Source organism: Micromonospora sp. RTP1Z1, assembly GCF_033804685.1.
In the GTDB taxonomy this organism is placed as follows: Bacteria; Actinomycetota; Actinomycetes; order Mycobacteriales; family Micromonosporaceae; genus Micromonospora.
The window spans coordinates 46,579-72,993 of sequence record NZ_JAPFQV010000012.1 but is presented as its reverse complement, the minus strand read 5'-3'; the positions used below and the strand labels follow the sequence as shown (position 1 = coordinate 72,993).

Genomic DNA, 26,415 nt, shown 5'->3' with positions numbered 1-26,415 from the left:
ACGAAGCGGCAACCAGTCAGACGACCCAGTGCGGTCGTCGGATGGTGGCGGAGAGCGGGCGGCCGTCGGCGACCGCGGCGGCCATCCGGCGTACCGCCTCGCGCAAGGTGTCGGAAGGCGCCGTGTAGGGGATGCGTAGGCGCTGTTCGAAGAGGCCCGGGTCGGCGGCGAAGTAGCCACCGCCCTCGATCCGCACCCCGTAGTCCAGCGCCCGCTCGGCCAGCGGCGCGGCGACGGGCTCGCTCAGGTCGACCCAGAGTGACAGACCGCCGGGCGGCAGGCGCCAGGTCCACCGTGGAAGGTGCTCGGTCAGGGCCGCGGTCAGGGCCGCGCGCTGCTCGCGCAGCTGGTCCAGGCGGGGTGGCAGCAACCCCCCTGCCCGCGCCAGGAGGTCGAGGGCCAGCAGCTGGTCCAGGACCGAGCCGCCCATGTCGGTGGCGATCCGCTGGCCGGCGAGTTCGGTGACCAGCCGGGCGGGGGCGCGCAGCCAGCCGATGCGCAGCCCGCCCCAGTGGGTCTTGCTCATCGAGCCGATGGTGATGACCTGGCCGGTCCCACCGGGCGCGGCAAGGCTGGCGAAGGGTGGCGGGGCGGCGACGTCGAGGGCGAGATCGGCCAGCGTCTCGTCGATGACCAGCCAGGTGCCGGTGCGCTGCGCGGCCCGCAGGACGCGAAGGCGCTCCTGGTCGGGCATGAGGCAGCCGGTCGGGTTGTGGAAGTCGGGGATTAGGTAGGCCAGGTGGGGCACCACCTGACGCAGGGTCGATTCGATGATCTCGATGTCCCAGCCGGCCTCCGTCACCGGGACCGAGACGGTGCGGAGCCGGGCGCGCCGCATGGCTTCGAGGGCATTCGGGTAGGACGGGTTCTCCACCATCAGCCGGTCGCCGGGTCCGCACAGGAGCCCCAGGACCAGCGTGAGTGCGTGCTGAGCGCCGGAGGTCACCAGGATCTGCTCGGGCACGGTGGCCAGGCCCCGCCGGGTGAAGCGCTCGGCGATGGCGGCACGCAGTTCCGGCAGGCCGTAGGGGTGGTAGCCGGGGGTGTGCGCGTGCTCGGACAGCCGGGGGGCGACCCGGCCGAGCGCGTCGACGAGAATCTGCTCCGGCAGCCCGGGGGCGGCCCTGGCCAGGTCGATGGCGGTGTCCGGAGGGTCGAGGACCCGGGTCACGCCGGTGGGGACACGCCCCTCCGGCAGGGCCGTCCAGGTGCCGGAGCCCTGGCGGCTGTGCGCGTAGCCGCTCTCGCGCAGCAGGTCGTACACCGCCGTGACGGTGGCCCGGCTGGTGTTCAGGGCGGTGGCCAGTTCCCGCTCCGCGGGGAGCTTGACGTGCAGCGCGAGCCGGCCATCCAGAATCAGCGTGCTGATCGCCCCGGCCAGGCGGCGGTAGGCGGGCTTCGCCCCGGCCGGGTCGGGCAGCATGGCGGCGAGCTGTCGGCTCCCCACGGTCCGGTCGGCCCGGTCCGGCGCGAAGGGGTTCACTCCGGCCATACCACTCTCCCTGGATTGGCGGTGCCATCTAGGCCAGTCACTCTACAGAATCGCCGCGAATGGCTGGTAACGCATCACGTGGAGGCGATTGGCATGGCGCAGCAGACCATCGAATCGAAGGCCGGCGGGGGCACCTCTGCGCCTCCCATCGGCTACGTCCCGCTCGGCGCGGATCCGCTGAGACGTCTGCCCCAGCTGTTCCTCGGTCTCGCCCTGTACGGATTCAGCCTCTCGGTCATGGTGCGGGCCGCGCTGGGCGTCAACCCATGGAGCGTGCTGTACGAGGGTCTGGAGCGGCACACCTCGCTGAGCTTCGGCACGATCAGCGCCGTCATCGGCGTGCTCGTGCTGCTGTTCTGGATCCCCCTCCGGCAGAGACCGACGTTCGGCACCGTCGCCAACATCGTCGTCCTGGCGTACTCGTCGGACGTCGGCCTGGCGCTCATCCCCCAGCACCTCGGCTTCCCTGCCCGGCTCGGTCTGCTCGTCGGAGGGTTGCTGCTCAACGGATTCTCCGTCGCCGTCTACGTCGGGGCGCGCTTCGGACCGGGCCCCCGGGACGGGTTGATGACCGGCGCGTCCGCCGCAACCGGCCGCTCCCTCCGACTCGTCCGCACCCTGATCGAGATCACCGTGCTCGCCGTGGGCTGGCTGCTCGGCGGGAGCGTGGGCGTCGGCACCGTGCTGTACGCGCTGGCGGTGGGCCCGATCACCCAGTTCTTCCTGCCCTGGTTCGCCTACCAGGACCAGCCCGGCCGTCAGCGCCGGGGAAGGTAGCGGTCCAGCAGTTCGGTCCGGAACTTCCCGGCCGGGTCCAGCTCCGCCAGCAGAGCGAGGAAGTCGGCGTACCGGGGGTACGCGGCGGCCACCGCCGCCGGATCCAGCCCGAAGACCTTGCCCCAGTGCGGGCGCGGCGCGAACGGCGCCAGTCGCTCCTCCACCGCGGCCACCACCGGCGTCACCCTGGCCTCGTCACCGATCCAGGTGAAGTGGATCGCGAGGCTGTCCCGCCCGTGGTTCGGGCTGAGCCAGAGCGGGTCGGCGGCGACCGTCCGGAGCTCGCAGATCTGCAGCACGGCGGCGATCCGATCGGCCACCGCGTCCAGGGCGGCGAGCGCCTCGGCGGCCACGTCGCGGGCCACGTGGTACTCCGACTGGAGTTCGTCGCCGCTGCTCGGGGTGAAGCCGAGTCGGAAGTGCGGCAGCCGTTCGTGCCACGGCCCGGGCACGCCGAGCTGCGGGGTGCAGTTCTCCGCCGGCATGCCAGGCACCGGGTGGTGCTGCGCCGGGGCCGCCGTCGTACCGAGCCAGTCCGCCGGGGGCGGCGGCTGGTCGGCGCGCTGCTTGCGCCACACCTGGTCGATCCGCGCCGAGCGCCAGTCGGTGAAGGCGCTGACGCTGTACGCCGAGGCGAAGGCGGCATCGAGGTCGTCGCGCGGCAGGCCGAGCCGGACGTACTGCCGGACGTCGAAGGTGGGCACCACGTCCAGGGTCACCCGGGTGACCACGCCGAGCGCGCCGAGGTTGACCACCATGCCGGCGAACCGGTCGTCGGCCCGGTCGACGGTCAGCAGGTCACCGTCGGCGGTGACCAGTTCGAGGGCGGCGACCGCGGTGGCCAGGTTGCCGTGGGTGTCGCCCGAGCCGTGGGTGCCGGTGGCGACCGCGCCGGCCACCGAGATGTGCGGGAGGGAGGCCAGGTTGGCCAGGGCGTACCCCTGGGCGTGCAGCCGGGTGGCGACGTCGCCGTAGCGCAGGCCGGCGGCGACGGTGACGGTGCCGCGCTGCGGGTCCAGCTCGACGGTGGGCAGGAGCCCGGCCAGCGAGACCAGGTCGCCGGTGGTGTCGCCGAGCCGGTTGAAGGAGTGCCCGGTGCCGACGGCCCGGATCCGGTCGCTGCCGGCGACCAGCCGGCGCAGCTCGTCCACCGTGGACGGGGTGTGCCGGCGGCGGGCGGCGTAGCGGACGTTACCGGCCCAGTTCCGGCCGGCGCGGTCTCGTGGGGCGGCGCCGCTTGTCGTCCGGGCGGCGATGTCGCCGGCGAGGGGGACGCCGGCGGCGGTGGGGGCGCCGGTCACGGGGCAGTCTTCCGGTCGGTGGCGGCGGGGTCGGCCAGGGCGGCGCAGAGCGCGTCGAGCGCCACGTCGACCTGAAGGACGGAATAACCGCGCAGCGCCACCGGCAGTCCGGCGGCCCGGGCCTGCTCGATCTCGGCGCGGGCCGCCTGCCGCGCCGCCGCGTCGCCGTGGGCCAGCGCCGCCTGGGCACGCCGGACCAGCTCGTCGATCCGCTCGGTCCGGTAGCCGCGCAGGGACTCGGCGAAGTCGAGGTCGACGCCGACGAGCCCGGCGGTGGTGCGGGCACGCGCGTCGGTGAACCGGTCGGCGGCGTACCGGGCCAGGGCATCCGCCACCTCGTCGGGTGTCTGGCGGACCTGGGCAAGGTCGAGCAGTTCCACGGCGGCCCGCCCGTCGACTGGGTGGCGTGCGCCGGCCCGCACCTCGGGCGGCAGCGCCGCGCCGGGCACGCCGAGCAACCGTGGCGTCCAGGGACGCCCCTGCACCGGCGGCCCGTCGGCGAGCGCCAGGGCGTCGAACTGGTCCCAGCGGTACGTGCCGCGCAGGCCCGGCCGCCGCACGTCCAGCCCGTCCGGTCCGATCACGAAGCGGAACGGCCGCAGCAGCACCACGCCGCCGAGGACGACCGCGCCCAGGGCGACCAGCGTCCGCAGCACCCGGTCGCCGCCGACGGCCAGCACCGTCACGCCGCCGACCACGCAGCTGGCGGCCAGCACCAGCGACCCTCGGTTCCGGCGCAGCTCCATGTCGTACCCCCGTTCGCGGACCCGCCGTCGGGTGCATCATCCGTCGCCCTGTCAAGGGGGGACACCGGTCGATCGGGCACGGTTAGGGGCGGGCGTCGGCGGGGAACCCTTCGCCGATGAGCAGCTACCGCGACCCCGCCCTGCGCGGCGACGTGTACCCCTCCGAGGAGGAGATCGACCCGACCGGGGCCGGCCCGGACCTGGTCGGCGTTCCGCCGGCGTACCCGACCGCTCCGGTGCCGGCGCCCACCCCGGAGCCCGAGCCCGGCCCCCCACCGGGACCGGGACCGGCGCCCCGGGTGGCCGACGGCGGGTCGTAGTCGATCGTCACCCACCATCTGGACGGGTCGACCGAGGTGGTCGGCTCGACACGGTGCTGCGCGAGCCCGGCGGCCCGGCCCGCTGAGCCGGGCCGGACCCGGCGCCGGGGAGTGCGTCACAGCTGCGGCATGACCTCGACGGCGACTCCCGAGCATATGAAGCGGACGGGTCCGCCGCGCCCTGGTGCCGACAGATCCACGACCAGCCTCTATTCCTTGACAGGCATATGAGTGGAGAGGCATATTGTGATGGTGTCCGTCGACGCCTTCGCCGTGCTGGCCGAGCCGAGCCGGCGCCGCATCCTGGAACGGCTGCGCCGCGCCGAGAGCAGCGTCGGCGACCTCGTCGACGCGCTGGGGATGAGCCAGCCGACCGTCTCCAAGCACCTCAAGGTGCTGCGCGAGGCCGGCTTCGTGACCGTCCGCACCGCGGCCCAGCAGCGCATCTACCGGATCGACGTACGCCCGCTGCGGGGCGTGGACGACTGGCTCGGGCCGTATCGCCGGCTGTGGGCGGACCACCTCGACGCCCTCGAACGCCATCTCGACAGTCAGGAGTGACGATGGATCGCGACAGCTTCCGACCCGGCCCGCTCGCCGAGGTCGCCCGGGTGCCCGCCGACGACCGGTGGGACCTGGTCTTCGTCCGGGACCTGCGGCACCCGCCGGAGAAGGTGTGGGCCGCGCTGACCGAGCCCGACCACCTCGCCCAGTGGGCGCCGTTCCTGGCCGACCGGGACCTCGGCGCGCCGGGCGAGGCCACGCTCAGCACGGTCAACGGCGACGAGACCTTCCCGCAGCCGGCGACCGTGCTCCGCGCCGAGCGGCCGACGCTGCTGGAGTACACCTGGGGCGGCGGCCTGCTGCGCTGGGAGCTGACCCCGTCGGCGACCGGCACCCGGCTGACCCTGCGGCACACCGTCGACAAGCCGGAGCTGGCGCCGATCATGGCCGCCGGCTGGCACCTCTGCCTGGACGTCGCCGGCCATCTGCTCGACGGCGACCCGGTCGGCCCGATCCGCGGGGCCGAGTCGACGAACTTCGGCTGGGACGAGCTGCGGGCCGCGTACGCCGAGCGCCTGGACGCCGAACCGCCGGCGCACTGACCCGCGGGACCTCACGCCCCGCGCGGCGCCGGGGTGTCCGGGAGGGTGATGGCGGTGGCGGCCTTGCGGATCGGCTCGGTCACCCGGCGGATCATCCGCTCCCGGCCAGGCAGGTGCGGCATCAGGCGCAGCATCAGCGTCTGGAACCGGATCTGCGCGGCCGAGCCCAGCACCATGCCCTTGAGGTTGCGCTCGGCGAGGGCCTGGTTCGCCTCGACGAAGGGGCGCATCCGCCGCTCGTAGTCGGCGAAGGCGGCAACCGGGTCGCCCGGCGCCGCCGCGAGCGAGGCGGCCAGCACGTACGCCCCGACCAGGCTGAGACTGGTGCCCTGCCCGGACGCCGGCGACGGCCCGTACGCCGCGTCCCCGACCAGGGCGATCCGCCCGGTCGACCAGCGGTCCATCCGGACCTGGCTCATCGAGTCGAGGTAGAAGTCCGGGGCGTCCCACATCGCGTCGAGCAGGCGCGGCACCTGCCACCCCAGGCCGGCGAACGCCTCCGCCAGCAGCGCCTTACGGCCGGCGACGTCCCGGTGCTCCGGAGCGCCCTCGGGCGAGGGGAAGAGGAACAGCGCCCTGGCGTCCGGCGAGCCGGCCGTGCGGTAGACGCCGACGCTGCGGCCCGGCGCCGGGTGCATCAGCTCGACGCGCTCCTCGCCGCACTCCGCCGGCACCGAGAAGATCGCGATGTGGTGCCCGAGCGGCCGCAGGTGGGCCGACTCGGGGCCGAGGGCCAGCCGGCGGACGTTCGAGTGCAGCCCGTCCGCGCCGATCACCAGGTCGAAGGTCCGGTCCGGCCGCCGCTCGAAGCGCACCTCGACCCCGTCGGCCGACGGGGTCAGCGTGTCGATCGAATCGTCGAAGAGGTACTCCACGTCGCGGGTGGCGTCGGCGAGGATGCGGGCCAGGTCGCCGCGCATGATCTCCGCGTCGTCGCCCTCCCGGCCGCCGAAGAGCGCGGCGTCCATGGTGGCGAGCTGCGCGCCGGCCGAATCCACGAAGCGGGCGGACCGCATCCCGGTGTCGTGCCGCTCGACCTGCCCGCGCAGGCCCATCCGGTCGATCACGGCCAGGGCCGCGCCCCGGATGTCCACCTTGTAGCCGCCCTCGCGCAGCGCGGGGGCGCGCTCCACGACGGTCGGACGGAAGCCGTGGCGGCGCAGCCACCAGGCGAGCGCGGGGCCGGCGACGCTGGCGCCGGAGATCAGGACGGTCGTCATGCCGTTCACTGTACGAGCGTGTCAGACATTTGTACAAGACGTTTGTGCCAAGAATCGGCTAGGCTGTCGCCATGGGAAATCGGGAAGACCTGCTCGCCGGCGCCAAGCGCTGCCTGATGGAGAAGGGCTACGCGGCCACCACCGCCCGGGACATCGCCGCCGCCTCCGGCACCAGCCTGGCCGCCATCGGCTACCACTTCCGCACCACCAGGGCGCTGCTCAACGAGGCCCTCTTCGAGGCGATGGCGGAGTGGGGCGAGGAGCTGGAACGGGCCCTCGCGGTCGACGCCGGCCCCGACGCCACGCCGGAGCAACGGTTCGAGGCGGCGTGGACCCGGATCATCGAGTCCTTCGCCCGGCTGCGCCCGCTCTGGGCCATCCAGTTCGAGCTGATCGCCCAGATGGACCGCGCTCCCGAGCTGCGCGAGGCGTTCGCCACCGCCAACCACCGCGCCCGCCTCGGCCTGGCCGCGGTCTTCCACCGGCTCGACCCGGACGCCGACGAGGCGCACGCCCTGGCGCTCGGCTCCTTCTACCAGGCACTGCTCGGCGGCCTGGCGGCCCAGTGGCTGGTCGACCCGGACCGCGCGCCGTCCGCGGCCGAGCTGACCCGGGCGCTGCGCACGATCACCGGGGAATTCACCACCTGAGCGGGCCGGCGGGAGAACCGGGCAGCGCGGAAACGGCACCATGTGATCTGATCCCTCCCGATGACGACACCGGACGCCCCCGCCGCCGATCCCGACGCCGCCACGGCCACGCCGCCGCAGGTACGCCGCATGATCGTGCTGATGTTCGCCAATCTGGCCCTGAGCGCCCTGCTCGCCGGTCTGATGCTGGTCTTCCAGGAGCAGTTGCTGGACTACCAGCTCGCCCACCTCGACCTGCCCGCCGGCGCCGACCTGGCCGCCGCCCGGGAGACGCTGCGCTCCTCGGCGTGGTCCCGCGTGCTGCCCGTCGCGGTCGTCGCGCTCGCCTACCTGGTGGTGATCCGCGGACTGCGGCTGGGCCGGCGCAAGGCGTACCGGCAGGTCATCTTCATCTCGGTGATCGTGCTGGTCGGCTCCGGCCTGACCCTGCTCCAGCCGTTTCCCTGGTGGGTGCGGGCCATCAACGTCGCGAAGGCGCTCGTGGTGGTCGCGCTGCTCCTCCTGGCCAGCCGTCCCCAGGTCCGCGACCGGTTCGCCGCGACCCGCCGACCCGACCTGGTCGACGGCTTCCCGTCCTGACCTCCCGGCCGTCGCCGCCCCGCTGTCAGTCGAGCCCCGGTGAACACCGAGAAGGACGCGGTCTTCAGGATGCTGTCGTAGTCCCGGCCGACGTCCGCGCAGTGCCCGGCCAGCACGTCCAGCTTGTGCTGGTAGAAGGCCGGGTCGGTGTGGTCGGTGAGGTTGCAGGCGTCGGCGTACCGGGCCACGGTCTTCAGGGTGCGCTTCTCGCCGCTGCCGCCGATCATCAGCGGGATGTGCGGCCCTGCACGCCCGTCGGCACGTTCTGCGCCGCCCGCACCGAGTGGTAGCGGCCCTCCACCGTGGCGACCGGCTCGCGGAGCATCGCGGTGACCACCGCCGCCGCCTCGTCCAGCCGGGTCAGCCGCTCCCCCGTCGTCGCCGGTCATCGTAGGCGGGCGCCGGTCAGCCGATCCGGGCGGTACGCAGCGCGCCGGCGGGCTCGCGGATCTGGCTCACCGGGCCCGGTCGACGACCTCCTCCGGACTCAGCGGCGCCTTCGGATGGTGGGTGAGACACATCGGGGTGTCGACCTTGACGAAGGAGAAGCCCTCCCCGGCCGCGTAGAACTGGCCGCTGGTCAGCAGACCGATGTCGGGCAGCCGACCACCCTTCGCCTCCGCCAACTGCCGCGCCGCGTCGATCTGCGCCGGTGCGTTGAGCAGCCCGAAGAACTGCGTCGTCGCGTTACCGGCGATCTGGTTGTGCAGACCCTTCGGCGCCTGGGTCGCGAACACCAGCCCGAGGCCGTACTTGCGAGCCTGCGACGCGAGCGCGATCGAGCTGGCCGTACTGGCGGTGGCGCCGGTCGACGGCGCGAGCGTCTGCGCCTCGTCCATCACGAACAGCCCACCCAACGGTCGATCGCCGGCCGGGTGCCGCTTGATCCAGGCGAAGAGCGCCATCTGCAACTGGTTGACGAAGCTCTGCCGCTCCTGGTCGGAGGTGAGCCCAACGAGACTGATGACGGAGACCCGGGCCCGCCGGCCGGGCGACGGAGTGAGCAGCAGACCGGGATCAGCGGGAGCGCCCGCGCCACCGAAGAGGGGATCGGTGACCATCGCCGCCTTGAGTGCCTCGGCGAGATCCTGGGCCAGCTTGTCCGCCCGGGCCAGCCGGCTGACCCCGTCGGGCAGTTCGGCGAGGAACTCGGTGAAGCCGGCCAGGCCCACCATGCCGCTCTTCGCGTACGCCTGCAGCGCCTCGGTCAGCACGGCCTTGCCCTGCCGGGCGAGCCTTGTCGGACGGTCGACGCCCGCCCGGGGCGCCAGCGCCTCGACGGCGGACCGAATCGCCTGATCGAATTCGTCGGGCGAGTCACGGACCGGAGTGAAGTCCGGCAACGGCTGGAAGCTGAGCGGACGCCCTGCCGTGACCCGGGGGGTCCAGACGACGACCTCGGTGTGCGCGAGGTAGTCGCGGGCCCGCTCGTCGTCGCCCGGCGCCCACCCCGTGGGCGGCGCCGGCCAGGCGTCGCCCAGCCGCGCCAGGTCGTTGTTCGGATCGAGCGCGATCGTCGACACGCCCTGTCGGGCGCATTCCTCGATGAGTCGCCGGATCAGCACGGTCTTGCCGGACCCGGAGCCGGCGAAGATGACGGTGTGCCGCCGCAGCGACTCCAGATCCACCACGAACGGATCCCGTCCGTCGGCGGTGTGCCCGAGGCGGATCGACTGCCCGTCACCGGATTCACGCCCGGCCGGGGCGGCTGCGGCGGCGACACCTGACCCGGCATCGGCGGGCTCGACGGAGCCGGCCGGCGCCGGTGAGTGGTCACCGAGTACCGCCCGCAACAGCCGGGTGCCGCCGGCCGGCCGCCGCGCCACCAACCACTCCGGAAAGGTGGTGTCGGCCGCCGCGCTCATCTGCCGCAGGGCGGCGAACACCCGGAGATCCGCCTCCGGGATGTCGCAGCGGATGCCGCCGGCGGCGTCGAAAGCGGCCAGGACCTCGGTGGTGCGCTTCCCGGTCGGCCAGGGCACGTTACGCACCAGCACCAGCCGCCGCTGTGGGAATGCCGGGTCCAGACCCGCCATCGTGCAGGCCGCCTTCACCCGGGCGGTCACCGCGATCGCGTTCGGGTGGGCGATGCCCCGGAAGCACCAGTGCGCCTCGTTCTCGGTGGCCTCGTCCAGCACCTCGATCAGCCGGCCGTGCAGCGCGGGCTTCCGCCCGGGGAGCGGGTCGTGCTTGTACGTGGCCCCGGTCGGGGCCTGCTCCCCGATCCAGGCGGCGAGGCCGGCCGCCAGCAGCGGCGGCAGGTGCTCGTCCTCGGTCCGCGGATCCAGGGCGGCGCGCACGTCCGCCGCCGCGACCAGCTCGGCGAATCGTTCGTCCAGCGGCGTCAGGTCAGCGGTCGCCGCCGGCGCCGGCGCCGGCGGTGGCGGTGGCGGTGGCGTGTGCAGCTCCCCACTCTCGATGAGCCGGTCCAGCTCGGTCACCTGGTCCCGGTCCCTGCACCCGGCGATGTGCCGGTCCACCCGACGGAGCAGCGCCCGCGGGGTCAGGTTCGGCGCATCGGCGAACGCCCCCGGCGCGATCGGCCAGGTCGGGTGGGGTGGCACGAAACACCGCCCGGCGAACGCGATGGCGAACCGCTTCTCGACGATCGCCCGTCCGATCTCAGGGCTGGGGATCCGATCCGGCAGGACCGCCTCGCGGAACCGGTCCGCGACCGGGGTCGGAGCGCTCCTGGTCATCAGGGTCCAGGTGTCGGGCAGGCAGGACACCACGATCAGCGTGCGGCGGGTCACGTCCCGCAGGGTCAACAGCCCGTCGGCGATCGGCCCGATCACCTTGGCCTGGTCGTCCTCCAGCCCCGAGTGCTGGTCGAGCATCGAGGTGCTGGTCTGGGCGAAGAGCGTGTCGAGCTGGTCGACCGCGATCACGGTCGGGTCCAGCGTCAACGCCATCAGCCGGGAGATGTCCTGGACGATCTGCTGTGGGGCACGGATCGCCGGAGTCAGACCCCACGCAGCCCGGTCGGCCGGGTCACCCGGCTCGCTGATCAGGTGGGCGTAGCCGACGTCCTGCGCCTCGAAGTCGGTCGACCCGTGCAGCGCCAGCGCCCGGGCGGTGTCCTGACAGTCCCGCCCCACCTCGCGGTGGTGGGTACGCAGGGCCCGGATGAAGGTGTCCAGGTCCGCCCGGGTGACCGGCCGGGTGCCGGCGACCGCGTCCCGCACCTCGGCCGGGATGCCGAGCTGGGCGGTGAGCCGGCGCAGGAACTTCCTGAGCTGGGTGCCCCAGCCGATCGCCTCCTGACCCATGCCTTCGACGAGGGCGAGCGCCACGCTCGCCCAGAAGGTCTTGCCACTCACCATGCCGACCAGGAAGAAGTAGCCCCCGTCGTGCTGGATCCGCTCCCGCACCGCCCCGAGCAGGTGCGTCTTGCCGGAGCCGGCCCGGCCCTGCATGGCGACGCCGAGCGGGCGGCTGGTGTCGTCCGTCCGGGCCCGGCTCACGCCGCGGAGGATCTCGCCGACCACCCGTTCATGCAGCTCGGGAACGTTGTGGGGGGAAGGGCGCCAGACGTCGTCCGGGGTGGCCGCCGGGTGGAAGCTCAATGCCTCCAGCACCGCGCGGCCGTCGTCGACGGTCATACCGGACCGATCGACAGCGCGTGGTTGTCCTCGTCACCGATGCGGACCGCCGCCGCCCGATCCCGTGGGGTCAGCGACTTGGTGTTCGCGACCGGAATGATCCGCACGCCCTCCTGCCGGACCAGGGCCCGCAGCGTGGCGTCCACCGTCGAGCGCTCCTGGTCGGCGAGGCGGTCCCGCAGGTCGGCGAGGCCCACCCAGGCTCCGGGGGCCGGAGCCAGCTCCCGGTACGCCGCGCGGACCATCGCCTCCGGGTCGGCGGTGCGCTCCGTCCACGCGACGTTCGCGGCTGCCGTACCGGCATGCCCGGTGGCGACGGGGACGCCCGGCACCGCCGCGGCCGCCTGGGTGAAGAAGTCCCCGTGGCTGATCCGCAGCCGGTCCAGGGACCGGTTCAGGTTCGTCAACAGGGTGAACAGGGAGCGACTGGCGGAGCCGCCACGCTTCGGTGGTGGCACGGTGTGCAGCCGGCGGACCACCGCCCAGCCCTCGTCGGTGAGCTCGTGCGAGAACGGACGGTGGGTCCGGTCGGTCTTCACCAGCCCGTGCTTCACCAGCGTCGCGTTGTCGCTGCCGGTGAGCGCGAAGCCGGCCAGCTCCCGCAGCTCACTGTTGGTGAGTTCCCGCGCCTCGACCATCAGCACCACCAGGGCGTTGATCTGGTTGGGCGTCAGGCTCGGGACGTCCTTACTGCTCGACATGGTGCCTCATCTCGGTCGATACGTACCGTTCGTGACTCGTCGGACCAGCAGTTGCCGGATCTTCTCCACCACCGCATCGACGTCGGAGAACACCTGTTCGTTGGTGAACCGGAGCACGTCGAGCCCCAGGATCTGGAGCTGCACATCGCGCCGCCGGTCGTCGGCGAACATCATCCGGCCCCGATGCTCCGGGCCGTCCACCTCAACCGCAAGGCCGGCGCTGGACCAGTAGAGGTCCAACCGGTACGGCCGGCCGAGGAGGTGCCAATCGTAGGTGTGGTTCCAGCGCCGGCCCCGGGCCCACTCGTGCGGCGCCAGAGCCCGCTCGAGGGCCAGTTCAGCCGCGCTGTCCGCGCGTGGCAGGCCGGACAGCGGCGGGTAGGTCAGCCCCGGCGGTGCCGACTCGGGGACACGGTCCGACGTGACACCGACGTCGTCGGCGAGCCGGGTGAGGTATGCCGGCAGGGAGACCGCCACCGGGCGGATCCGGTCCACCCGCCGAAGGGGCGGGCCGGCCAACCAGACCGTGAGGCGGCCGTGCTCCGCCAGCCACTCGGCCGCGGCGGCAAGCACGCGCTCGTCCGACGCGGTGAGCTCCGCCGGCAGCTCGATCAGCAGTACGCAGAAGTCTCGCCCGTACGCCTCGGCGACGACCCGGGTCAGGCCTGCCGCGCGTACCTCGGCCGGGAAGCCGGAGCGCCCACCAGGCCGGCGGGGCGGGCGACGGCCCGGCGGATCGAGGCAACGCCCGGCCAGTTCGGCGAGGAACGGACCGAAGTGACCTGAGCGCGCGGCCGCCTGACGGGCCAGTGCCCGGACTGCGGCGACGCCGAGCATGCCCGGCTCGTCGAGCCGCTCCGCGCCGGGTAGCCAGCGGGGATACAGCGCGACGGCGGCCGACTCCAGCTCGTCGAGGATCGCGGTGACCTGCGCGGCGAGCGAGATACCGAGGAGCGGGCGGTACCGGACGACCACCGGCGCGGTCTCCGGCAGCGGATCCACCGCCACGGCGAGTAGTTCCGGGTCGACACCCGACAGGTGGCTGACCTGGCCGCGCGGCGGCACCGACCACCAGTCTCGCGCTGCTCCGGCGGTCGCCCGGGCCGGCAGTGGGACGGACGGATACGGCGAGCCGCCATCCGCCATGCGCCCTCCCCCAGGTACACGAGAATCGTGACCCTATCGCCGGCGCTGCTCGGACGCCGCCCGCTGTCGCCTACCCGACCGGGTCGCGCACGCAGGGCACATGCTCAGCGAGCGATGCGGTCAGCCGGCCGAACGTCCCGGACGGCGTCGGCGGACCAGTCGGGCGGCGACGCTCACCACCGTGGTCCCGGCGGCCGTCCCGACCAGGACCAGGGCCGCTCCCACCGCCCAGAGGCCGCTGTCGTCGGTCGAGGCGGCGTGCGCCGCCCAGGCGATGGTGAAGGCGACCGTCATCACCGGGGCCACCAGCCAGGGGCTGAGCAGCCAGCCGCCGACGGCGGCGATCAGGGCCAGGGTGAGGACGCAGCCGCCCACCTGCCACGGCGCGTACGGGCCGCTGGTCGCGCCGGTCTCCGGGTCCACTTTGTACCCGGACTCCCAGCCCAGCCAGGCCCACCACGCCCCGACCGTTACCGCCGCCAGGATCAGGCCGCCGAGCGCGGTACGCGTCCACGTCGTCAGGTTCACGGCCTGATCCTTCCCGACAGGGTCGGGATCCGGATGAGCACGGATACTCACGGTCGCCGAAAGGCGACGCCCGCGACGCGGCCGGTGCTCACGCCGGTGCCGTACCGCGGGCCGCCCATTGTGGACACGACGATGTTCTCAGTCCCGGTTCGTCGGTACAGGCTGCTGTGGTTGCGCCGCAGCCGCGACCTGTCCGGTCCCGCGCCCGGCTGTTGCGGCCGGGTCGCCGGCCACCAGGTCGCCGCGGCTGCGGATCAGCTGTACCAGCAGCACGATGCCGACGATCGTGTTGAGGTAACCCAGGACGGAGGCGATGAACAGGATCGGGTCCGACAGCGGCAGATCCGCCAGGAAAGCACCGCTGAGGTTGTGCAGTATGTAGAACCCGGTCAGCAGCGCGAGGAACGACACCATGGTGGTGAATCCACCGCGCCTTCGCCGGTACAGCAGAAACGCCGCTACGGCGAACCATGCGAACGTCACCAGAAACATGATGGAGAAGGGTGCGGGCGACCGACCTCGTACGGCGTAGAAATGCATGTAGTAGGGAATCTGCCACACATAGTTGCCGATCGTTACCGCGACGAACGTCCAGTACGTCTTCGACGCCCAGCGGGTGCTGCTCACATGCATCTCCTGTTCGGCACAGCGATCCGGGCCAGGATTCCGGTCGGCCGCCCAGCCTAGCCGACTGTTCGGGGATCAGATAGCGGAATCGGCGCGGGATCCGCAACGCTCACGCTCATCGAGTCGAGGCGGGCATCCGGTGACCCGCAAGGAAGTCCCAGATCACCGAGGCGGTAGGAGAGCCGACCAGCGACGGCGGCCACCGGTGTCCGCCCATGACGCGGTAGGCCACGATCGCGCTGCCGTCGGCGCAGCCGGTCCACTGCCTGACCTGGAGGGCCGCGGTATCCACGGGTACGGCCGGTGTTGTGGGGCAGTGGTCCAGAGCCGCCCACCCGGCCAGCCAGTCGGTCACGGCCGGCAGCATCCACGCGGGGTCGGCGCGGCTGCCTTGGTAGGAGACGACGGGGTCGTCGACGGCGTGGATGTCGAGAATGGAGACGGCGCGGGTGGGTTGGCAGCCACCGTCCTTCGGCCAGTACATGTTGCCGACCACGGGCGCGACGGCCGTGATGCGGTCGGCGAGCCGGCAGGCGAGATAGTTGGCCATCCCGCCGCCGTTGGAGATGCCGGTCGCGTAGATGCGGGCTGCGTCGATGCAGTAGTCGGCCGCGAGCGTGTCCAGCAGGCTACGTGCGGCCGGCAGCTCTTGAATTCCGTGGTCGACGGCTCCGGCGCTCGCCCACATGGGTGGTCCGTCGGGACCATCGGGCAGCCCTTGTGGATAGACGGCGAAGAACCCCTTCCGGTCGGCCAGGTCGCGGAATCCGGTTCCGGCGGCCGTCTCCGCCGGGTTGCCGCCGTGGCCGTGGTAGACCAGCAGCACCGGATGGGGTGACTGGGGCCGGTACCCGGCCGGAACGTGTACCAACGCGGTGCGGGTGCGTTGGCCTTCGGCGGCGGCGGGATCGACCGCGAAGCTGACCACGCGATCCACTGCGGCGGGGGCCGGGTGGCCGCAGCCCGATGGCGCCGGATCGCCAGTCCCGGTGCCGCCGCTCGCCCCAGGCCGGAACGGTGTGGATCCGGTGCCGACCGTCCGGGACGGCGCGGGAGCCGTAGCACGGGGACGGACGGGCGCGGAGCACCCGGTCGCCAGCAACAGCGTCACGACCGTCCCCGCGATCGCTGCCACGGCGACCGGTCCTGCTGTGGCATGGTCGCGCCCTCGACAGTCACGCATCGGTCTCCTCCTTTTGGCGTCGGTGCCGGGCCGTCAGGTCGGCGGACGCGTCTGGTCCTGCGCGGGCGGTCGGCGGGCACATCGGGTGTCGGGCTGCCAGTCGCGGGCCCTTCCTCTCACGCCGGTCCGTCGTCGCCGTGGTGTTGACACCACCTTGTGGCCCGTGGATGGCCCGGCGGGTCCTTGAAGTGCTAGAGGTGCGCAGGGAGGACCGCTCCCCTGCCCGCCCGGTGATCGCTCAAACGGTGCGCCGCCGAAGCCCGCTGGTGGCAACAGACTCCGGCGACTGCTCACCGGGTCACTGGCACGTGATCACACCCGCTGCACATATGCAGCCCGCCACTCCGGCGAGGGGTCCGAACCCAGACTCGTCCAGTACTCCCGACCATCCACAACCTTCCCGCCCCGCACCGTCCAGAACGACGCCACACGGAAGATCTCCCCCATCGTCTCGTGAGGGACCTCTACCTCGGAGACCACGACCTCGCCGCCCGCCACGATCCGCAGCACGTTGATCGCCCACCCCTCCGGATACTCAGCATTGACGGCCACGTAATTCTCGCGGCCCACGATCCGTTCGCCGCTGACCGGCCAATCCACCACCAGGTCATCAGCCAGCAACTCGCCGAGCCCGACCCAGTCGCGGGCCTGCACGCGATCCCACATCTCCTGAGCGACCTTCATTGGTTCCATTGGCGCATCCTGCCTGACCCTACTGACAAGATCGGTTTACCTGGCACACCGCGACCAGCACCGCAACGACCCTGGCCGGCTGCCCCGCGACGCGTCCGAACCCCTAACGTTCTGATCCGTAGGAGCGAGCGGGTCGGACTCGTCCCTTGCTCGCCTCATCGCCGGGACGGCATCGACGTTCCCGCCTTGGCCCGTCGTTGCGCCGAGGGGGCCAAGCTGGGGTCAGTAGGCGAGGTTTGCTTTGATGGCCCGTCTGGCAGGATCCTGCGATCATGCTGCTGTGGAGCTTGAACTGGAGCCGCCCCACGGGGTCGGGCCATTGCGGCTCGGGATGACCGTCGCTGAGGCTCGGCCGGCGCTGGCCGCAGTCGGGGAGCTGAGTGAGTCACCCAATGCGGGGCTTTGGGCAAACAGGCCGGGTGGCCTGGCATTCAATGTCGGGTTTGGGGTGGCCGGACGAGTCAACGCGGTGGAACTCGCCCGGCCACACGCTCTGGACGTGGTTCGGTACCGCGACGTTGACGTCTTCGGACTACCGGCGTTGGAAGTTGTTCAGAGGCTGCGCCGGCATACCGCCGTGATAGCTGACGACGAGGAGGGCTGTTTCACCGCTCCGGACCTGCTCTTGGCCTTCTGGCGCCCGTTCGCCGCTGACGATGACCCCGAGGAAGAACAGGGCTACATCTGGCCTGGTAAGAGTGGTGGGGCGGGCGGGACTCGAACCCGCGACCGAGGGATTATGAGTTTGTCAGCAGGTACCGCACCCCACCGCATGACCTGCGTTTTCGGTACTCCGTGCGGCTTCCTGCGGCGGGGTGCAGTACACCCTCTAGTACACCCTTCCACCCTTACGGAGCGTCACCCGTCCTGGTTCTCCGCCCGCGGGCCGTCCGCGATCCGCCGAGCGAGGGCCCGGGCCGCCGCGATCGTCTCCGGGTCCAGCCCCACCCTCTGCGGCCCGATCGGGACCGGGCTGTCCTGCCCGCCCACCGCCGCATGCAGGTGCCGCACCCCCTCGCACTGCTTCGCCGCCGGCGGCAGGTGGACGACCCGCTGGCGGGCGACATGGTCGCGCAGATCCTCCAGCGCGGTTGCCAGCCGGCGGTGCTCGGCGCCCAACTCCCGGCGCATCCGCCGCTCGGCGGAGCGGGAAAGCCAGCCGCAGTAGCCGGCCACGAATAAGGCGACCATGATCGCGTACGCGCCACGGTTGAGGTCGAATGGCAGTTCGCTGTCTGCGATGTACGCCACGATGGCGGCGGTCAGGCTGACGGCGGCGAGTAGGAGGTAGGCGTGCTCGGCGCACAGCCTCCCTGGATCTCGATCGGACGGCTGCTCTCTGGTCCCCACTTGATCACCCATCGCAGGAGTGTGGCCCATCGATGGTTGCCGTGGCCCAAGGGCGAGCATGTTTCGCAGATGGCGAAACATGAGTGATCATGGCGTTGCAGGCTGCAACTTCCGGCCGATCTAATCCCCTGCGTCCGGCTCTATGCCGGCGACATCTCCACCCGGTAGCGGTCCGCCGGGTACAGATCCATCAGACCGTCCGCGTGGATGACGACGATCAGCGGCACACCCTCCGGCACCTCGTACGTCTCCCGCTCGCCCGGCGTCGGGTTGCGCGCCGACACCTGGTCGCCCGGTTCGGCGCGCACCAGCTCGGGCTCGACGGGCTCCCGCACCACCACACCGTAGCCCCGCACGGCGGTCGCCAGGCCCTCGTTGCGCAACTGCATCAGCGCAGCCCGGGCCGTCTTCGGCGCGACCCCGTACGTCTGCGAGAGAGTGGCCTCGGACGGCAGCCGGGCGCCCGGTCCGAGGTCGCCGGAGGTGATCTGCGCGCGGAGGATCTCGGCCAGCTCAAGGTAGCCGACCGGGCCCTGCCCCGGGAAGATCACGGGTGCAGGCTAGATGCAGCCCTATGCAGCGCCGGTGGGCTAGCTGGGTAGCCCAATCCTGTCAGGGCTTCCAGTCCTCGGGGACGTACAAGCCGGCGCCCTGGACTCCGACCACGGCGCCCTCCGACTGCAGCAGCAGCACGGCCTTCTGGATCGTGGACACGCCAGCCGAGTACATCTCGGCCAGCTCCTTGTAGGTGGGCAGGCGTTCACCGGGCGGGTACTCGCCAGCGGCGATGCGAGCGCGCAGGTCATCGGCGATGCGCCGATACCCCATCGGGATGGGCATTGTGTTCTCCGTTCGGCACCCCGATTCGATCACGCCCGGTGACCTCCCTTCAACCTCTTCGTTGCGTTTGGTGTTAATGGCAACTAGCCTAGGGCATGGCCCCAGGGTTTCTCCGTTCGGCGACGGGAATCGTCGGGCCACAACCGGGCGGGTTGCTCCCCGTGGCCCGCCCGGTTCCCGATCTCCCCGGTTGAGGAGCAGCGCCATGATCTGGCCATTCCACCACCGCCCGGAAGAGCGCATCGACGCCACCGGACCCGCCACCAACTACGCCGGCCACGCGGGCGCACTCAGCCCCGCTGCGGTCCGCGAGATCGAGGCCCGGCACCGGGCCGGCAGCCACCGGCCGACCGCCGTCGACCGGGCCTGCGACCCATGGGCCGGCCACAACCAGCGGGGCGCCCGATGACCGTGGCGACCGCCGTCGACGAGCAGGAGCGGCGGTGGTGGCGGACCCTCGCCCAGCACCAGCAGGTCGACGGCCGCTGCCCGCACTGCGAAACCCACAAGCGGTGCTGGCCGCGGGCTGAAGCGTTCGCCGCGCTGGTGGCCACCGACCGCTGGCACCTCGGCCCGCCCGCCGCGCGATGACCGCGCCCGGGCGGTGCCTCGGCTGCGCGATGCCCGAACAAACCGCCGCCGGCGGGATGGTGCACCGGTGCGCCGGGGAGCTGCGGCCGTACGGCGGCCGGTGCGGGTGCGACCGGCCGGGGTGTGGACCTGAGGCGAAGAAAGTCGAGCCAGCAGGTCGGCGCGCATTGACGGCGGAGAGTACGGTGCCGGCATGACCCTCCCCACCGATCCGCGGGACGACCGAGCGAGCATCCCGCAGCAGGTCAGCAGCGCGCAGACCCAGCCTCTGCGGCACGAGGACGACGGCAGGTGGGTCACGATCGACGCGAGGACCATCACGCGCTGACCCCGGAACGCACGGAAGCGCCCCGCCCTCCCGAAGGAGAGCGGGGCGCTTCATCGTGTACCCGTCAGGATTCGAACCTGCCCGGCGTTGTCGCCGGGGCCCCCAACTTACGACGCCCCTCCGGGGTTACCGCCTGGGCGTACTGTGCCGGGCACACCGACCACTCTACCGGCGCGTCGTCAGCCTGCCTCGGTCTCGCGGGGTGGCCGGCGGCGCCGTACCGTCTTGCGGCCTGGCCAGTACTGGGTGGGAGGCTCCCGTTCCGGATCCACGATCTTGTACCTGGTCTGGCCGCATTTGACGACGCCCAGCTCGACGAGGCGCTGCGGCTGGTCTTCGAGCAGCGGCACGATGATGGGCACGCCGGCCACCACGGTCGCGATCGCGCTGGCGGTGGACGCGATGCCCCGGCCGTGACGCTCGAAGCGGACGTGGTGGATCCCTGCCTTCTTGATGGCAGCGCACTCCTCATGGTCTTCGAGTTGACCGGTGTCGGCAGTGACCAGCATGAGGTAGCCCCGCGTGGCCATGTCGGGGATCAGCTGCAGGTCCTGCTTGCCCTTCCACCTGATCCGTTGGACGTGGTCGACCTGGTGGCCGGGAAGCATGAACCGGAGCGGGTCAAGGGCAGGCTCGGGCACCTGCTCGTCGAGCAAGATTTTCACAGGCTCACGCAGCCCGGCGCGGGTACTCGCTCACGTACCGATCAAGGGCTACCGCCCCCTCTACACCAATGTCTGTCACCGAGGGGTAGAAGTATTGGATGTGGGCGGCGTCGAGACCGTCGGCAGCCAGAGACGCGATCGTGTCGTACGGCACCCGCGTGTTGTCGATCACCGGATAGCCGCGAAGCACCCCCGGGTTGATCCGGATGCCGGGCTTCGGCCGCAACAGCGGTACCACCGTCTCGCCGGTCCAGCCGACGAACTCGCCCAGGATGTCCTGCATCGTGGCGATGAGGTGCTGGCCGGGCTGCTTCAGCACGTCGACCATCTGATCTTCGGATTGGATCCAGACGATCGTGTTTCCCTTGGCCACGAGCTTGTAGTTCGAGAGATGCTCGAAGTTGTCCAGGTTTTTGATGTTCTGAATCGCCTTGCGGATCTTTTGGAGCGAAAGCTGGGTGCGGATCCGAGCGACGGTGCGGATGGCCAGCAGGTCTCGGAAGCTGTAGCTGACGCGAGGCGCGCTGCCGTACTCAGGAACGAGGACCGGGTTGGGCTGGCGCCGCCAGTGGGTCAACTGGCCCTCGCTCACCCCACCGAGTGCGGCCGCCAGCGAGGACGAGTACGCCACCCGAAACGCCCCCCTTCGGTGCCATTGCAAAATCAATTCTTGCCGGCATCATCGCATTTCTTTGCAAGGCGCACATCCCCGTGTCGCGCACGACGCGCCACGCGCTGTCCCGCTGGCCGGGCTCGCATGCGGCGGCCGAGGACCGCACGACGAAGAGCCCCGCCGCTTCCCTCGAGGGAAGCGGCGGGGCTTCTTGCTGCAGGCCGTCGGCTACAGCTCGCCGGCGACCAGGCTCGGCGAGTCCGGGTCGCCGCCGGCGGCCGACACCACCGAGGTCAGCAGCGACAGCACCGCGGCGCCGGCGGCGACGCCACCGCCCAGCTTGAAGTCGGCGTTGAGCACGTTGAACCCGTCCAGGGCCCACAGACCCAGCAGGGCCTGCGCGGCGCTCTTCGCTGCCCTCTCGGCGGCGGCCTTCCAGAACTTCTTGGTGAACACGACAGCTCCTCCTTGTACGTTCGTCGGATGGTGCAGGTGAGCAAGCTGCCGCAGGCACAGCGGTTGGTGCTGGCCGAGCTCTCCGGGGTGGCCCGCCGCTACGGCAACGGCACGGACAGAGACGCCCCCCGCGACCAGGCGGTGGCCGCGGTATGCGACGTGACCACCGACCCGGAGCTGCTCGGCATCCAGGCGGGCGTGGCGATGGCGGACCCGCACGGCATCAGCGGGCCGACTGTCGAGCTGCTGCGCGCCGCCGGCGCCGACATGGACGTGGCCGCGCAGCACGCCGCCGAGGTACGGGCACGGCTGGAATCGCAGGGCACCCGCTACGACCACGAGTAGGACGCCGGGTCAGAGCTCGGCGGTACGCGCCCGCGCCGACGGCGGGACTGGATCCGCAGGGATCGGCTCCACACCGGCTCGGGTCAGCTGGTAGGCGTACCCGCCGGCGATCCGCCGCCAGTAGTCCCGGTCCGTCTCGGCCGACGCCGCCCGCTCGTCGGCCTTGTCGCGGGCGCGGGCGAGGTCCTGCACCGACTCCCGCTCGTGCGCCCGGGCGCCCTGCCGCAGCGAGCCGATGCCGGAGAACAGGGCCTGAATGAACGCGAGGCCACCACCGCCGAGCAGCGCCCCGATCACGGCGGTGATCACGTCGGAGGATTTCACGGGCGCTCCTACTGCAAGTTGTGTGCCTGACGGGTGGCCTCCCGCCGTACCGCCGCTACGTCCCGCCACCGCCCGTAGAGCAGCAGGCCGAACGCGGCCAGGGCCAGGCTGGCGACGACCGAGGCCGGCGCCAGCAAGGACGCGAGGATGACGGCGTACACGCCGAACGCGGCCCACAGCAGCGGCAGGCCGACGTGCTCGCCGATCCACCGGTCCGTCGCGGCCCCGTACGCGGACAGCAGCCCACCCAGCACCAGGAAGCCGGCCCAGAGGTACACCAGCGGTCCGGTGGCGTCCACCACGCTGGGCGTGGGTACGGCGGCCGCGCCGACACCGGCGGCGGTCATCATGGCGTAGCCGGCGAGCCGGGACCAGCGCCGCGGCTGGGACGGCACGGTCACCCCTGGGCGGACGTGCCGGCGGTGAGCACCTCGCCCATCCGGCGCAGCACCTCGTCGGCGGCCAGATACCCGGACTGGCCGGCGCGCACCAGCTCGGCCAGCTGGCCGAGCTGCTCGGCCAGCGTGGTCAGCTGGGCGGCGGCGGCCTGGTCGCGCTGCTTGTCGGACTCGCCGGTGGCGGCCACGGCCGCCTCGATCTTGGCGAGGTCGTCGGCGAGCTGCGCCGCGACCTGGTCGTCCAGCTTGCCCACCGCGTCCGTGAGGGCCTTGATCGCCTGGACGGCCCAGACCGGGTTGCCCGCCCCGCGCAGCCCTGTCCGGACGGTGGTGCGCCCGTAGGCCAGTGCCTCCACCCGCCCATCCATGTACTCGATCGCGTCGGCGTGCTTCTGTTCGAACAGGGCCATGTCGTCCTCTCCTCGGATGCGGGCCACCGGGTCGTAGCCGGCGGCGATGGTGCTGGTCTCGTAGCCGGTCAGGCCGGACAGGTGGATGTGCCCGCGGTCGCTGGACGACCAGCGGGCGTACGCGGGCTGCCACGACTCGTGCCAGCAGTCCCCGCCGTTGTCCCGCTCCGGCTCCCAGTTCATGTACTTGAGCCAGCGGATCCCGCCGGCGCCGGCCTTGCGGTCGGCGAGCAGCTGGGCGCCGAGCTGCTGAAGCGACGGCAGGCCGGAGCCGGCCGGCGGCGACATGATGTCGATCGCGTAGCCGACGCCGTAGTCGGCGGCGCCCGGGTAGCCGGTCGCCGAGTACGGGGTGTGGTCCTCGGGCGGGTCGTGCTCGAGGTGCGACCGATTGCCGATGTCGTAGACGGTGTATCCGTAGCCGCGCAGCCGGTCCCGCAGGTCCGTCGCCGGCGTCATGAGCCGGAACGGGCTGCCCCGGCGGATCCAGTCGAGTCGTCTCTGAGCGCCCACGTCGGCCGCCTCCTGTCCGATCAGCTCTCGTAGGGCCAGCTGCTCCGGCAGCCTGCTGGTCAGGTCACCATGGCCGCGGTGGAAGTGACACCACAGCTGGCAGCCGGCCGCCTTCGCTGCGGCGAACATCCGCCGGTACCAGGCCGCACACATCTCGCCGGTCGGGTCGAGGTCGACCGCGAAGCCGTTCTCCCGGGTGATGCGCAGGTGGTCGATCTCGGCGATGCCCCAGTCCTTGCCGACCGCCGCAGCGATCGCCGTCATGGGCGCGATCGCCGACGCCGGGTCCTCGTAGCTGCGTGGCCGGAACGGGTTCGGGGCGCCCGGCTCGTACTGGTACCAGTCGAAGAGCACCAGGTCCACGGCATCGGCCTCATGCTCCGGCCACCACGTCCGCCAGTTCCCGCCGCCGCGGATCCACTGGAGGGTGTAGCAGACGGCGAGCTGCAGCCGGCCGTCCCGGCGGGCCGGGTGGTCGCCGACCTGCTCCCGGGTGCGGGTCCAGCTCGCCCGGAACTGCGCCGGCGGCGGGTCGCCGCCCTCCTGCTGCTCCGGCTCGTGGTGGGGCACCAGGATCAGCTGCCCGGTCCGGCCGGTCGCCTCCCACGCGGTGACGAACGCGGCCGCGTCCACGCCCTGGTCCTTGTGCGACGCGATCACGTCCGCGCCGGCGGGCACCTGCGCGAGCGCCTGCCGAGGGTCCGTCCACGCCGACGCCGGCAGCCCGTCTCCCGGGCCGAAGAAGATCCGGACGGCCGACGTGAGCGGGTAGCGGGCCAGCATGTCCGCGACCGTCCGGCCACCGGGACACCAACCGATCCGCGTCATTGGACCTCCTGGTCGGTCTGATATTGGATAGAGGGCGGTGGGTGTTGCGTCGATGTCGTACGGTGGTCCACTGACGACAGGAGGAGCACATGCGCAAGATCGCGACGTTCGCTGCGGCGATGGCGCTCGGCGGCGGCCTCGCCGTCCTCGGTGGCGGCACCGCGGCGTACGCCCACCCGATGCGCTCGCACTGCTTCACGACCATGCCGGTCGTGCCGCGCGGCGCCCCCCAGCCGTCCGCCCCGAAGCACTGCGGCAAGAACACGCACCGCCAGTACGCCTGGCTGCGCTTCGGCCGCTGAACCCTCGCGCGGGGGTTGACTCCCCGTTGACCCTGCGCGAGCCGCACCCCCGGCCAACGGATGGGCAGGGGGTGCGAACGCACCCCCCGGCTTCGAACGAGCCGGGGGGTGCACCCTATCTACGCGCCTATCGGCGCCGGGTCTCAGCGCGGCCCAGCAGTGTGGCCAGCGAGCGGGCGGTGGATACCGCCCACGAGTCCAGCTCCAGTGTTGCCGCCGCCGAGCTGACCCGGTACTCGCTGGACACGATCCGGAAGACAGTCACACCGTCCCTGGCGGATGCGTTCAACGCGTCGACCCGGGGCAGGATCCCCCGCACCCGGATCAGGTAGCCGGGGCGGATCTCCCACGGCATCACCATCGCCCCCGCGTCCAGGTCCAAGATCGGCCGAACGACCGTGAGGCGGCCAGCGTTGCGTGGCGCCCCATGTTCGGCGAGGAACGCCTGGCCGTACTGGGTGGCCGCCGCGGCGCTGCCCACGTTGTCGCCCAGGTCCAGCGGCTTCGGCTCGCGGGTGAGGCCGGCGTTGGTCAGCTCCGGCACCGACTGGGTGACCCGCACGGAGCGGATCTGCCCGTTGGGCGTCCGGTACCGGACGGTGGCCGCATTGTAGAGGTCCGTCGCCGAGCCGGTGCTGGCGTACCCGTCGGTGACGTCGGCCTCGTACCGCACGCTGGCGGGCCAGGCCCGCCAGTTGAACCGGTGCTTGCCGGCAGGGTTGGACTCCAACGCCTCCCACAGGTAACCCGGCTCCAGCGCCATCAGGTCATCCAGCACCCCCGCCGGGTCGATGCCGTCCGGGTACGCCAGCTGGTCGATGCCGTAGCTGGTGGTGTCGATGCGGGCCCCAGCGCCGTCGTACTGGGGGAGCAGCCGGCCGAGCAGGTCGGCGACCACATCCGAGGCCAGCGCCGTCGCCCCGTAGCCGGACATCACGTCGCTGCCGGCCTTGTCGACCCGCGACCCCACCACGTACAGGTTGGACAGGCTCGTCCAGTAGTTGGAGCCGCTGGTGACCGGCGTCGCGTTGGTCTGCAGCAGCCGCAGCTCCGGGGCGGCGTGCTTGTCCATGCTGCCGACGCCGATCTGCTGCAGGATCGCCGCCGTCGAGGTGGTCCAGTTGTCGGACTCCAACACCGTGTCCGTGCCGGGGTAGTCGGCGCTGTGCCGGTTGACGTACTGCACCTTCAGCACCGTCGATGGGGCGCCCTCGACGTGGTCGGCGCCGACCCTGGCCACCCACTGGCCCGAGTCGCGCAGCCGGACGTACTGGGCGGCGATGCGGCTGTCGACGGGGATGCTCAGGCCGGAGTCCCAGGCCAGCTTCAGCGCGGCCACCGCCGCGTCCGTGCCAGGCGACCCGGCGGTCACATCACCCTTGGGCATGGTGGTCGCGGTCTCGGTCTGCACCCACGCCGACGACTCGATGCTGCGGTCGACGTAGATCAGCGGCACGTTGCGGTCCTTGGCGTGGGCGGCCGGGCCGACCGCGACCAGATCCCACACCTGGCCGTCCTGGCCGGCCGACCGGCCGGGATCCTCCAAACGGCCCTCACACACCGTCGCTCCGGTGCGGGCGTCGTAGACATACGCCTTGCCGTAGTAGGCGATCTCGTCAGGCATGTCCGTCAACGGCACGTCGAAGGACATGGCGATGGACGCGAACCCGCCCGGGGCCACCGACCGGATGGTCAGGTCACGCAACCGGCGGGTGATGTGCACATCCCCGCGGGAGGTAGACAGCCGGACCGTCAACGGCACAGGCAGACTCATCCGGCCA

Annotated in this window: 31 protein-coding genes and 1 pseudogene; 11 read left to right on the top strand and 21 right to left on the bottom strand. The window is 72.0% G+C overall.

Annotated features, from left to right (window positions below; all coding sequences use genetic code 11):
* Positions 1 to 16 precede the first annotated feature (16 nt).
* A complete protein-coding gene (locus SLP03_RS09295; protein ID WP_319460123.1) occupies positions 17 to 1,492 on the bottom strand; it encodes a PLP-dependent aminotransferase family protein in 1,476 nt (491 codons plus the stop codon).
* Positions 1,493 to 1,639: 147 nt separating this feature from the next.
* On the opposite strand from SLP03_RS09295, the pseudogene SLP03_RS09290 reads away from it, so the two are divergent.
* Positions 1,640 to 2,274: pseudogene (locus SLP03_RS09290) on the top strand (YczE/YyaS/YitT family protein); the annotation flags it as partial.
* On the opposite strand, the gene SLP03_RS09285 reads toward SLP03_RS09290, so the two are convergent.
* Together SLP03_RS09285 and SLP03_RS09280 are read right to left on the bottom strand one after the other, a co-directional pair.
* Positions 2,251 to 3,525 (bottom strand): FAD-binding protein, encoded by a 1,275-nt coding sequence (locus SLP03_RS09285; RefSeq protein WP_319460153.1) that lies wholly within the window; start codon positions 3,523 to 3,525, stop codon positions 2,251 to 2,253. The pseudogene SLP03_RS09290 and the gene SLP03_RS09285 sit on opposite strands and share 24 nt — an antisense overlap.
* Positions 3,526 to 3,566: 41 nt before the next feature.
* Entirely contained in the window at positions 3,567 to 4,316 is a 750-nt protein-coding gene (locus tag SLP03_RS09280) for a hypothetical protein (RefSeq protein WP_319460122.1), read from the bottom strand.
* 116 nt (positions 4,317 to 4,432) lie between these two features.
* Here SLP03_RS09280 and SLP03_RS09275 point away from each other — a divergent pair, with 116 nt between their 5' ends.
* The 3 genes from SLP03_RS09275 (at position 4,433) to SLP03_RS09265 (ending at position 5,742) form a co-directional block, all read left to right on the top strand.
* A complete protein-coding gene (locus SLP03_RS09275) occupies positions 4,433 to 4,636 on the top strand; it encodes a hypothetical protein (RefSeq protein WP_319460121.1) in 204 nt (67 codons plus the stop codon).
* 249 nt (positions 4,637 to 4,885) lie between these two features.
* Positions 4,886 to 5,197, top strand: coding sequence for a metalloregulator ArsR/SmtB family transcription factor (locus SLP03_RS09270; protein ID WP_319460120.1), 312 nt, complete (start codon positions 4,886 to 4,888; stop codon positions 5,195 to 5,197).
* 2 nt (positions 5,198 to 5,199) lie between these two features.
* Positions 5,200 to 5,742, top strand: coding sequence for an SRPBCC family protein (locus SLP03_RS09265; RefSeq protein WP_319460119.1), 543 nt, complete (start codon positions 5,200 to 5,202; stop codon positions 5,740 to 5,742).
* An 11-nt stretch (positions 5,743 to 5,753) separates the two neighbouring features.
* Here the strand turns inward: SLP03_RS09265 and SLP03_RS09260 are convergent, their stop codons facing one another.
* Complete coding sequence (locus SLP03_RS09260) at positions 5,754 to 6,962, bottom strand: FAD-dependent monooxygenase (protein ID WP_319460118.1); 1,209 nt, start codon at positions 6,960 to 6,962, stop codon at positions 5,754 to 5,756.
* A gap of 71 nt (positions 6,963 to 7,033) precedes the next feature.
* Between SLP03_RS09260 and SLP03_RS09255 the strand changes: the two genes are divergently transcribed.
* Complete coding sequence (locus SLP03_RS09255; protein ID WP_319460117.1) at positions 7,034 to 7,612, top strand: helix-turn-helix domain-containing protein; 579 nt, start codon at positions 7,034 to 7,036, stop codon at positions 7,610 to 7,612.
* A gap of 60 nt (positions 7,613 to 7,672) precedes the next feature.
* A complete protein-coding gene (locus SLP03_RS09250) occupies positions 7,673 to 8,191 on the top strand; it encodes a hypothetical protein (protein WP_319460116.1) in 519 nt (172 codons plus the stop codon).
* Between the two features lie 455 nt (positions 8,192 to 8,646).
* On the opposite strand, the gene SLP03_RS09245 is transcribed toward SLP03_RS09250, so the two are convergent.
* The 10 genes from SLP03_RS09245 to SLP03_RS09200 all read right to left on the bottom strand — a co-directional run bounded on the left by SLP03_RS09245 (position 8,647) and on the right by SLP03_RS09200 (position 18,861).
* Positions 8,647 to 11,793 carry an ATP-binding protein gene (locus SLP03_RS09245; protein WP_319460115.1) on the bottom strand — a complete coding sequence of 1,049 codons (3,147 nt, stop codon included), beginning with the start codon at positions 11,791 to 11,793 and terminating at the stop codon, positions 8,647 to 8,649.
* The gene (locus SLP03_RS09240) at positions 11,790 to 12,494 is read right to left on the bottom strand and encodes a hypothetical protein (RefSeq protein ID WP_319460114.1); all 705 of its coding nucleotides are present in this window, start codon (positions 12,492 to 12,494) and stop codon (positions 11,790 to 11,792) included. Before SLP03_RS09240 ends, SLP03_RS09245 begins: the two co-directional genes overlap by 4 nt.
* A gap of 6 nt (positions 12,495 to 12,500) precedes the next feature.
* Complete coding sequence (locus tag SLP03_RS09235) at positions 12,501 to 13,640, bottom strand: endonuclease domain-containing protein (RefSeq protein WP_319460113.1); 1,140 nt, start codon at positions 13,638 to 13,640, stop codon at positions 12,501 to 12,503.
* A 120-nt stretch (positions 13,641 to 13,760) separates the two neighbouring features.
* Positions 13,761 to 14,168: a hypothetical protein gene (locus SLP03_RS09230; RefSeq protein ID WP_319460112.1), complete on the bottom strand. Its 408-nt coding sequence runs from the start codon at positions 14,166 to 14,168 to the stop codon at positions 13,761 to 13,763.
* A gap of 138 nt (positions 14,169 to 14,306) precedes the next feature.
* Positions 14,307 to 14,795: a hypothetical protein gene (locus SLP03_RS09225; protein WP_319460111.1), complete on the bottom strand. Its 489-nt coding sequence runs from the start codon at positions 14,793 to 14,795 to the stop codon at positions 14,307 to 14,309.
* Positions 14,796 to 14,910: 115 nt separating this feature from the next.
* The gene (locus tag SLP03_RS09220) at positions 14,911 to 15,723 is read right to left on the bottom strand and encodes an alpha/beta hydrolase family esterase (protein ID WP_319460110.1); all 813 of its coding nucleotides are present in this window, start codon (positions 15,721 to 15,723) and stop codon (positions 14,911 to 14,913) included.
* Positions 15,724 to 16,290: 567 nt separating this feature from the next.
* A complete protein-coding gene (locus tag SLP03_RS09215) occupies positions 16,291 to 16,671 on the bottom strand; it encodes a nuclear transport factor 2 family protein (protein WP_319460109.1) in 381 nt (126 codons plus the stop codon).
* Positions 16,672 to 17,529: 858 nt separating this feature from the next.
* Positions 17,530 to 18,033, bottom strand: coding sequence for a hypothetical protein (locus SLP03_RS09210; protein WP_319460108.1), 504 nt, complete (start codon positions 18,031 to 18,033; stop codon positions 17,530 to 17,532).
* Positions 18,034 to 18,161: 128 nt separating this feature from the next.
* On the bottom strand, positions 18,162 to 18,572 hold the full coding sequence (locus tag SLP03_RS09205) for a winged helix-turn-helix domain-containing protein (protein ID WP_319460107.1): 411 nt from the start codon (positions 18,570 to 18,572) through the stop codon (positions 18,162 to 18,164).
* Between the two features lie 61 nt (positions 18,573 to 18,633).
* Entirely contained in the window at positions 18,634 to 18,861 is a 228-nt protein-coding gene (locus SLP03_RS09200; protein ID WP_319460106.1) for a winged helix-turn-helix domain-containing protein, read from the bottom strand.
* Positions 18,862 to 19,066: 205 nt separating this feature from the next.
* Here SLP03_RS09200 and SLP03_RS09195 point away from each other — a divergent pair, with 205 nt between their 5' ends.
* The 3 genes from SLP03_RS09195 to SLP03_RS09185 all read left to right on the top strand — a co-directional run bounded on the left by SLP03_RS09195 (position 19,067) and on the right by SLP03_RS09185 (position 19,780).
* Entirely contained in the window at positions 19,067 to 19,270 is a 204-nt protein-coding gene (locus SLP03_RS09195) for a hypothetical protein (protein ID WP_319460105.1), read from the top strand.
* A complete protein-coding gene (locus SLP03_RS09190; RefSeq protein ID WP_319460104.1) occupies positions 19,267 to 19,452 on the top strand; it encodes a hypothetical protein in 186 nt (61 codons plus the stop codon). The genes SLP03_RS09195 and SLP03_RS09190 overlap by 4 nt, the downstream gene beginning before the upstream one ends.
* 193 nt (positions 19,453 to 19,645) lie before the next feature.
* Complete coding sequence (locus SLP03_RS09185) at positions 19,646 to 19,780, top strand: hypothetical protein (RefSeq protein WP_319460103.1); 135 nt, start codon at positions 19,646 to 19,648, stop codon at positions 19,778 to 19,780.
* Positions 19,781 to 19,959: 179 nt separating this feature from the next.
* On the opposite strand, the gene SLP03_RS09180 is transcribed toward SLP03_RS09185, so the two are convergent.
* The 3 genes from SLP03_RS09180 to SLP03_RS09170 form a co-directional block, all read right to left on the bottom strand.
* Positions 19,960 to 20,436, bottom strand: coding sequence for a hypothetical protein (locus SLP03_RS09180; protein ID WP_319460102.1), 477 nt, complete (start codon positions 20,434 to 20,436; stop codon positions 19,960 to 19,962).
* A gap of 13 nt (positions 20,437 to 20,449) precedes the next feature.
* Positions 20,450 to 21,076: a DUF433 domain-containing protein gene (locus SLP03_RS09175; RefSeq protein ID WP_319460101.1), complete on the bottom strand. Its 627-nt coding sequence runs from the start codon at positions 21,074 to 21,076 to the stop codon at positions 20,450 to 20,452.
* A gap of 210 nt (positions 21,077 to 21,286) precedes the next feature.
* The gene (locus tag SLP03_RS09170; protein ID WP_319460100.1) at positions 21,287 to 21,514 is read right to left on the bottom strand and encodes a holin; all 228 of its coding nucleotides are present in this window, start codon (positions 21,512 to 21,514) and stop codon (positions 21,287 to 21,289) included.
* Positions 21,515 to 21,541: 27 nt separating this feature from the next.
* Between SLP03_RS09170 and SLP03_RS09165 the strand changes: the two genes are divergently transcribed.
* Positions 21,542 to 21,859, top strand: coding sequence for a hypothetical protein (locus SLP03_RS09165; protein ID WP_319460099.1), 318 nt, complete (start codon positions 21,542 to 21,544; stop codon positions 21,857 to 21,859).
* A gap of 9 nt (positions 21,860 to 21,868) precedes the next feature.
* On the opposite strand, the gene SLP03_RS09160 is transcribed toward SLP03_RS09165, so the two are convergent.
* The 3 genes from SLP03_RS09160 to SLP03_RS09150 are packed head-to-tail and all read right to left on the bottom strand — an operon-like array spanning position 21,869 to position 24,332.
* Positions 21,869 to 22,183: a hypothetical protein gene (locus tag SLP03_RS09160; protein ID WP_319460098.1), complete on the bottom strand. Its 315-nt coding sequence runs from the start codon at positions 22,181 to 22,183 to the stop codon at positions 21,869 to 21,871.
* Positions 22,184 to 22,191: 8 nt separating this feature from the next.
* Positions 22,192 to 22,578: a hypothetical protein gene (locus tag SLP03_RS09155; RefSeq protein WP_319460097.1), complete on the bottom strand. Its 387-nt coding sequence runs from the start codon at positions 22,576 to 22,578 to the stop codon at positions 22,192 to 22,194.
* A 2-nt stretch (positions 22,579 to 22,580) separates the two neighbouring features.
* Complete coding sequence (locus tag SLP03_RS09150; RefSeq protein ID WP_319460096.1) at positions 22,581 to 24,332, bottom strand: hypothetical protein; 1,752 nt, start codon at positions 24,330 to 24,332, stop codon at positions 22,581 to 22,583.
* A gap of 89 nt (positions 24,333 to 24,421) precedes the next feature.
* Here SLP03_RS09150 and SLP03_RS09145 point away from each other — a divergent pair, with 89 nt between their 5' ends.
* Complete coding sequence (locus SLP03_RS09145; protein WP_319460095.1) at positions 24,422 to 24,634, top strand: hypothetical protein; 213 nt, start codon at positions 24,422 to 24,424, stop codon at positions 24,632 to 24,634.
* 127 nt (positions 24,635 to 24,761) lie between these two features.
* Here the strand turns inward: SLP03_RS09145 and SLP03_RS09140 are convergent, their stop codons facing one another.
* A complete protein-coding gene (locus tag SLP03_RS09140; protein ID WP_319460094.1) occupies positions 24,762 to 26,408 on the bottom strand; it encodes a hypothetical protein in 1,647 nt (548 codons plus the stop codon).
* Positions 26,409 to 26,415: the final 7 nt, after the last annotated feature.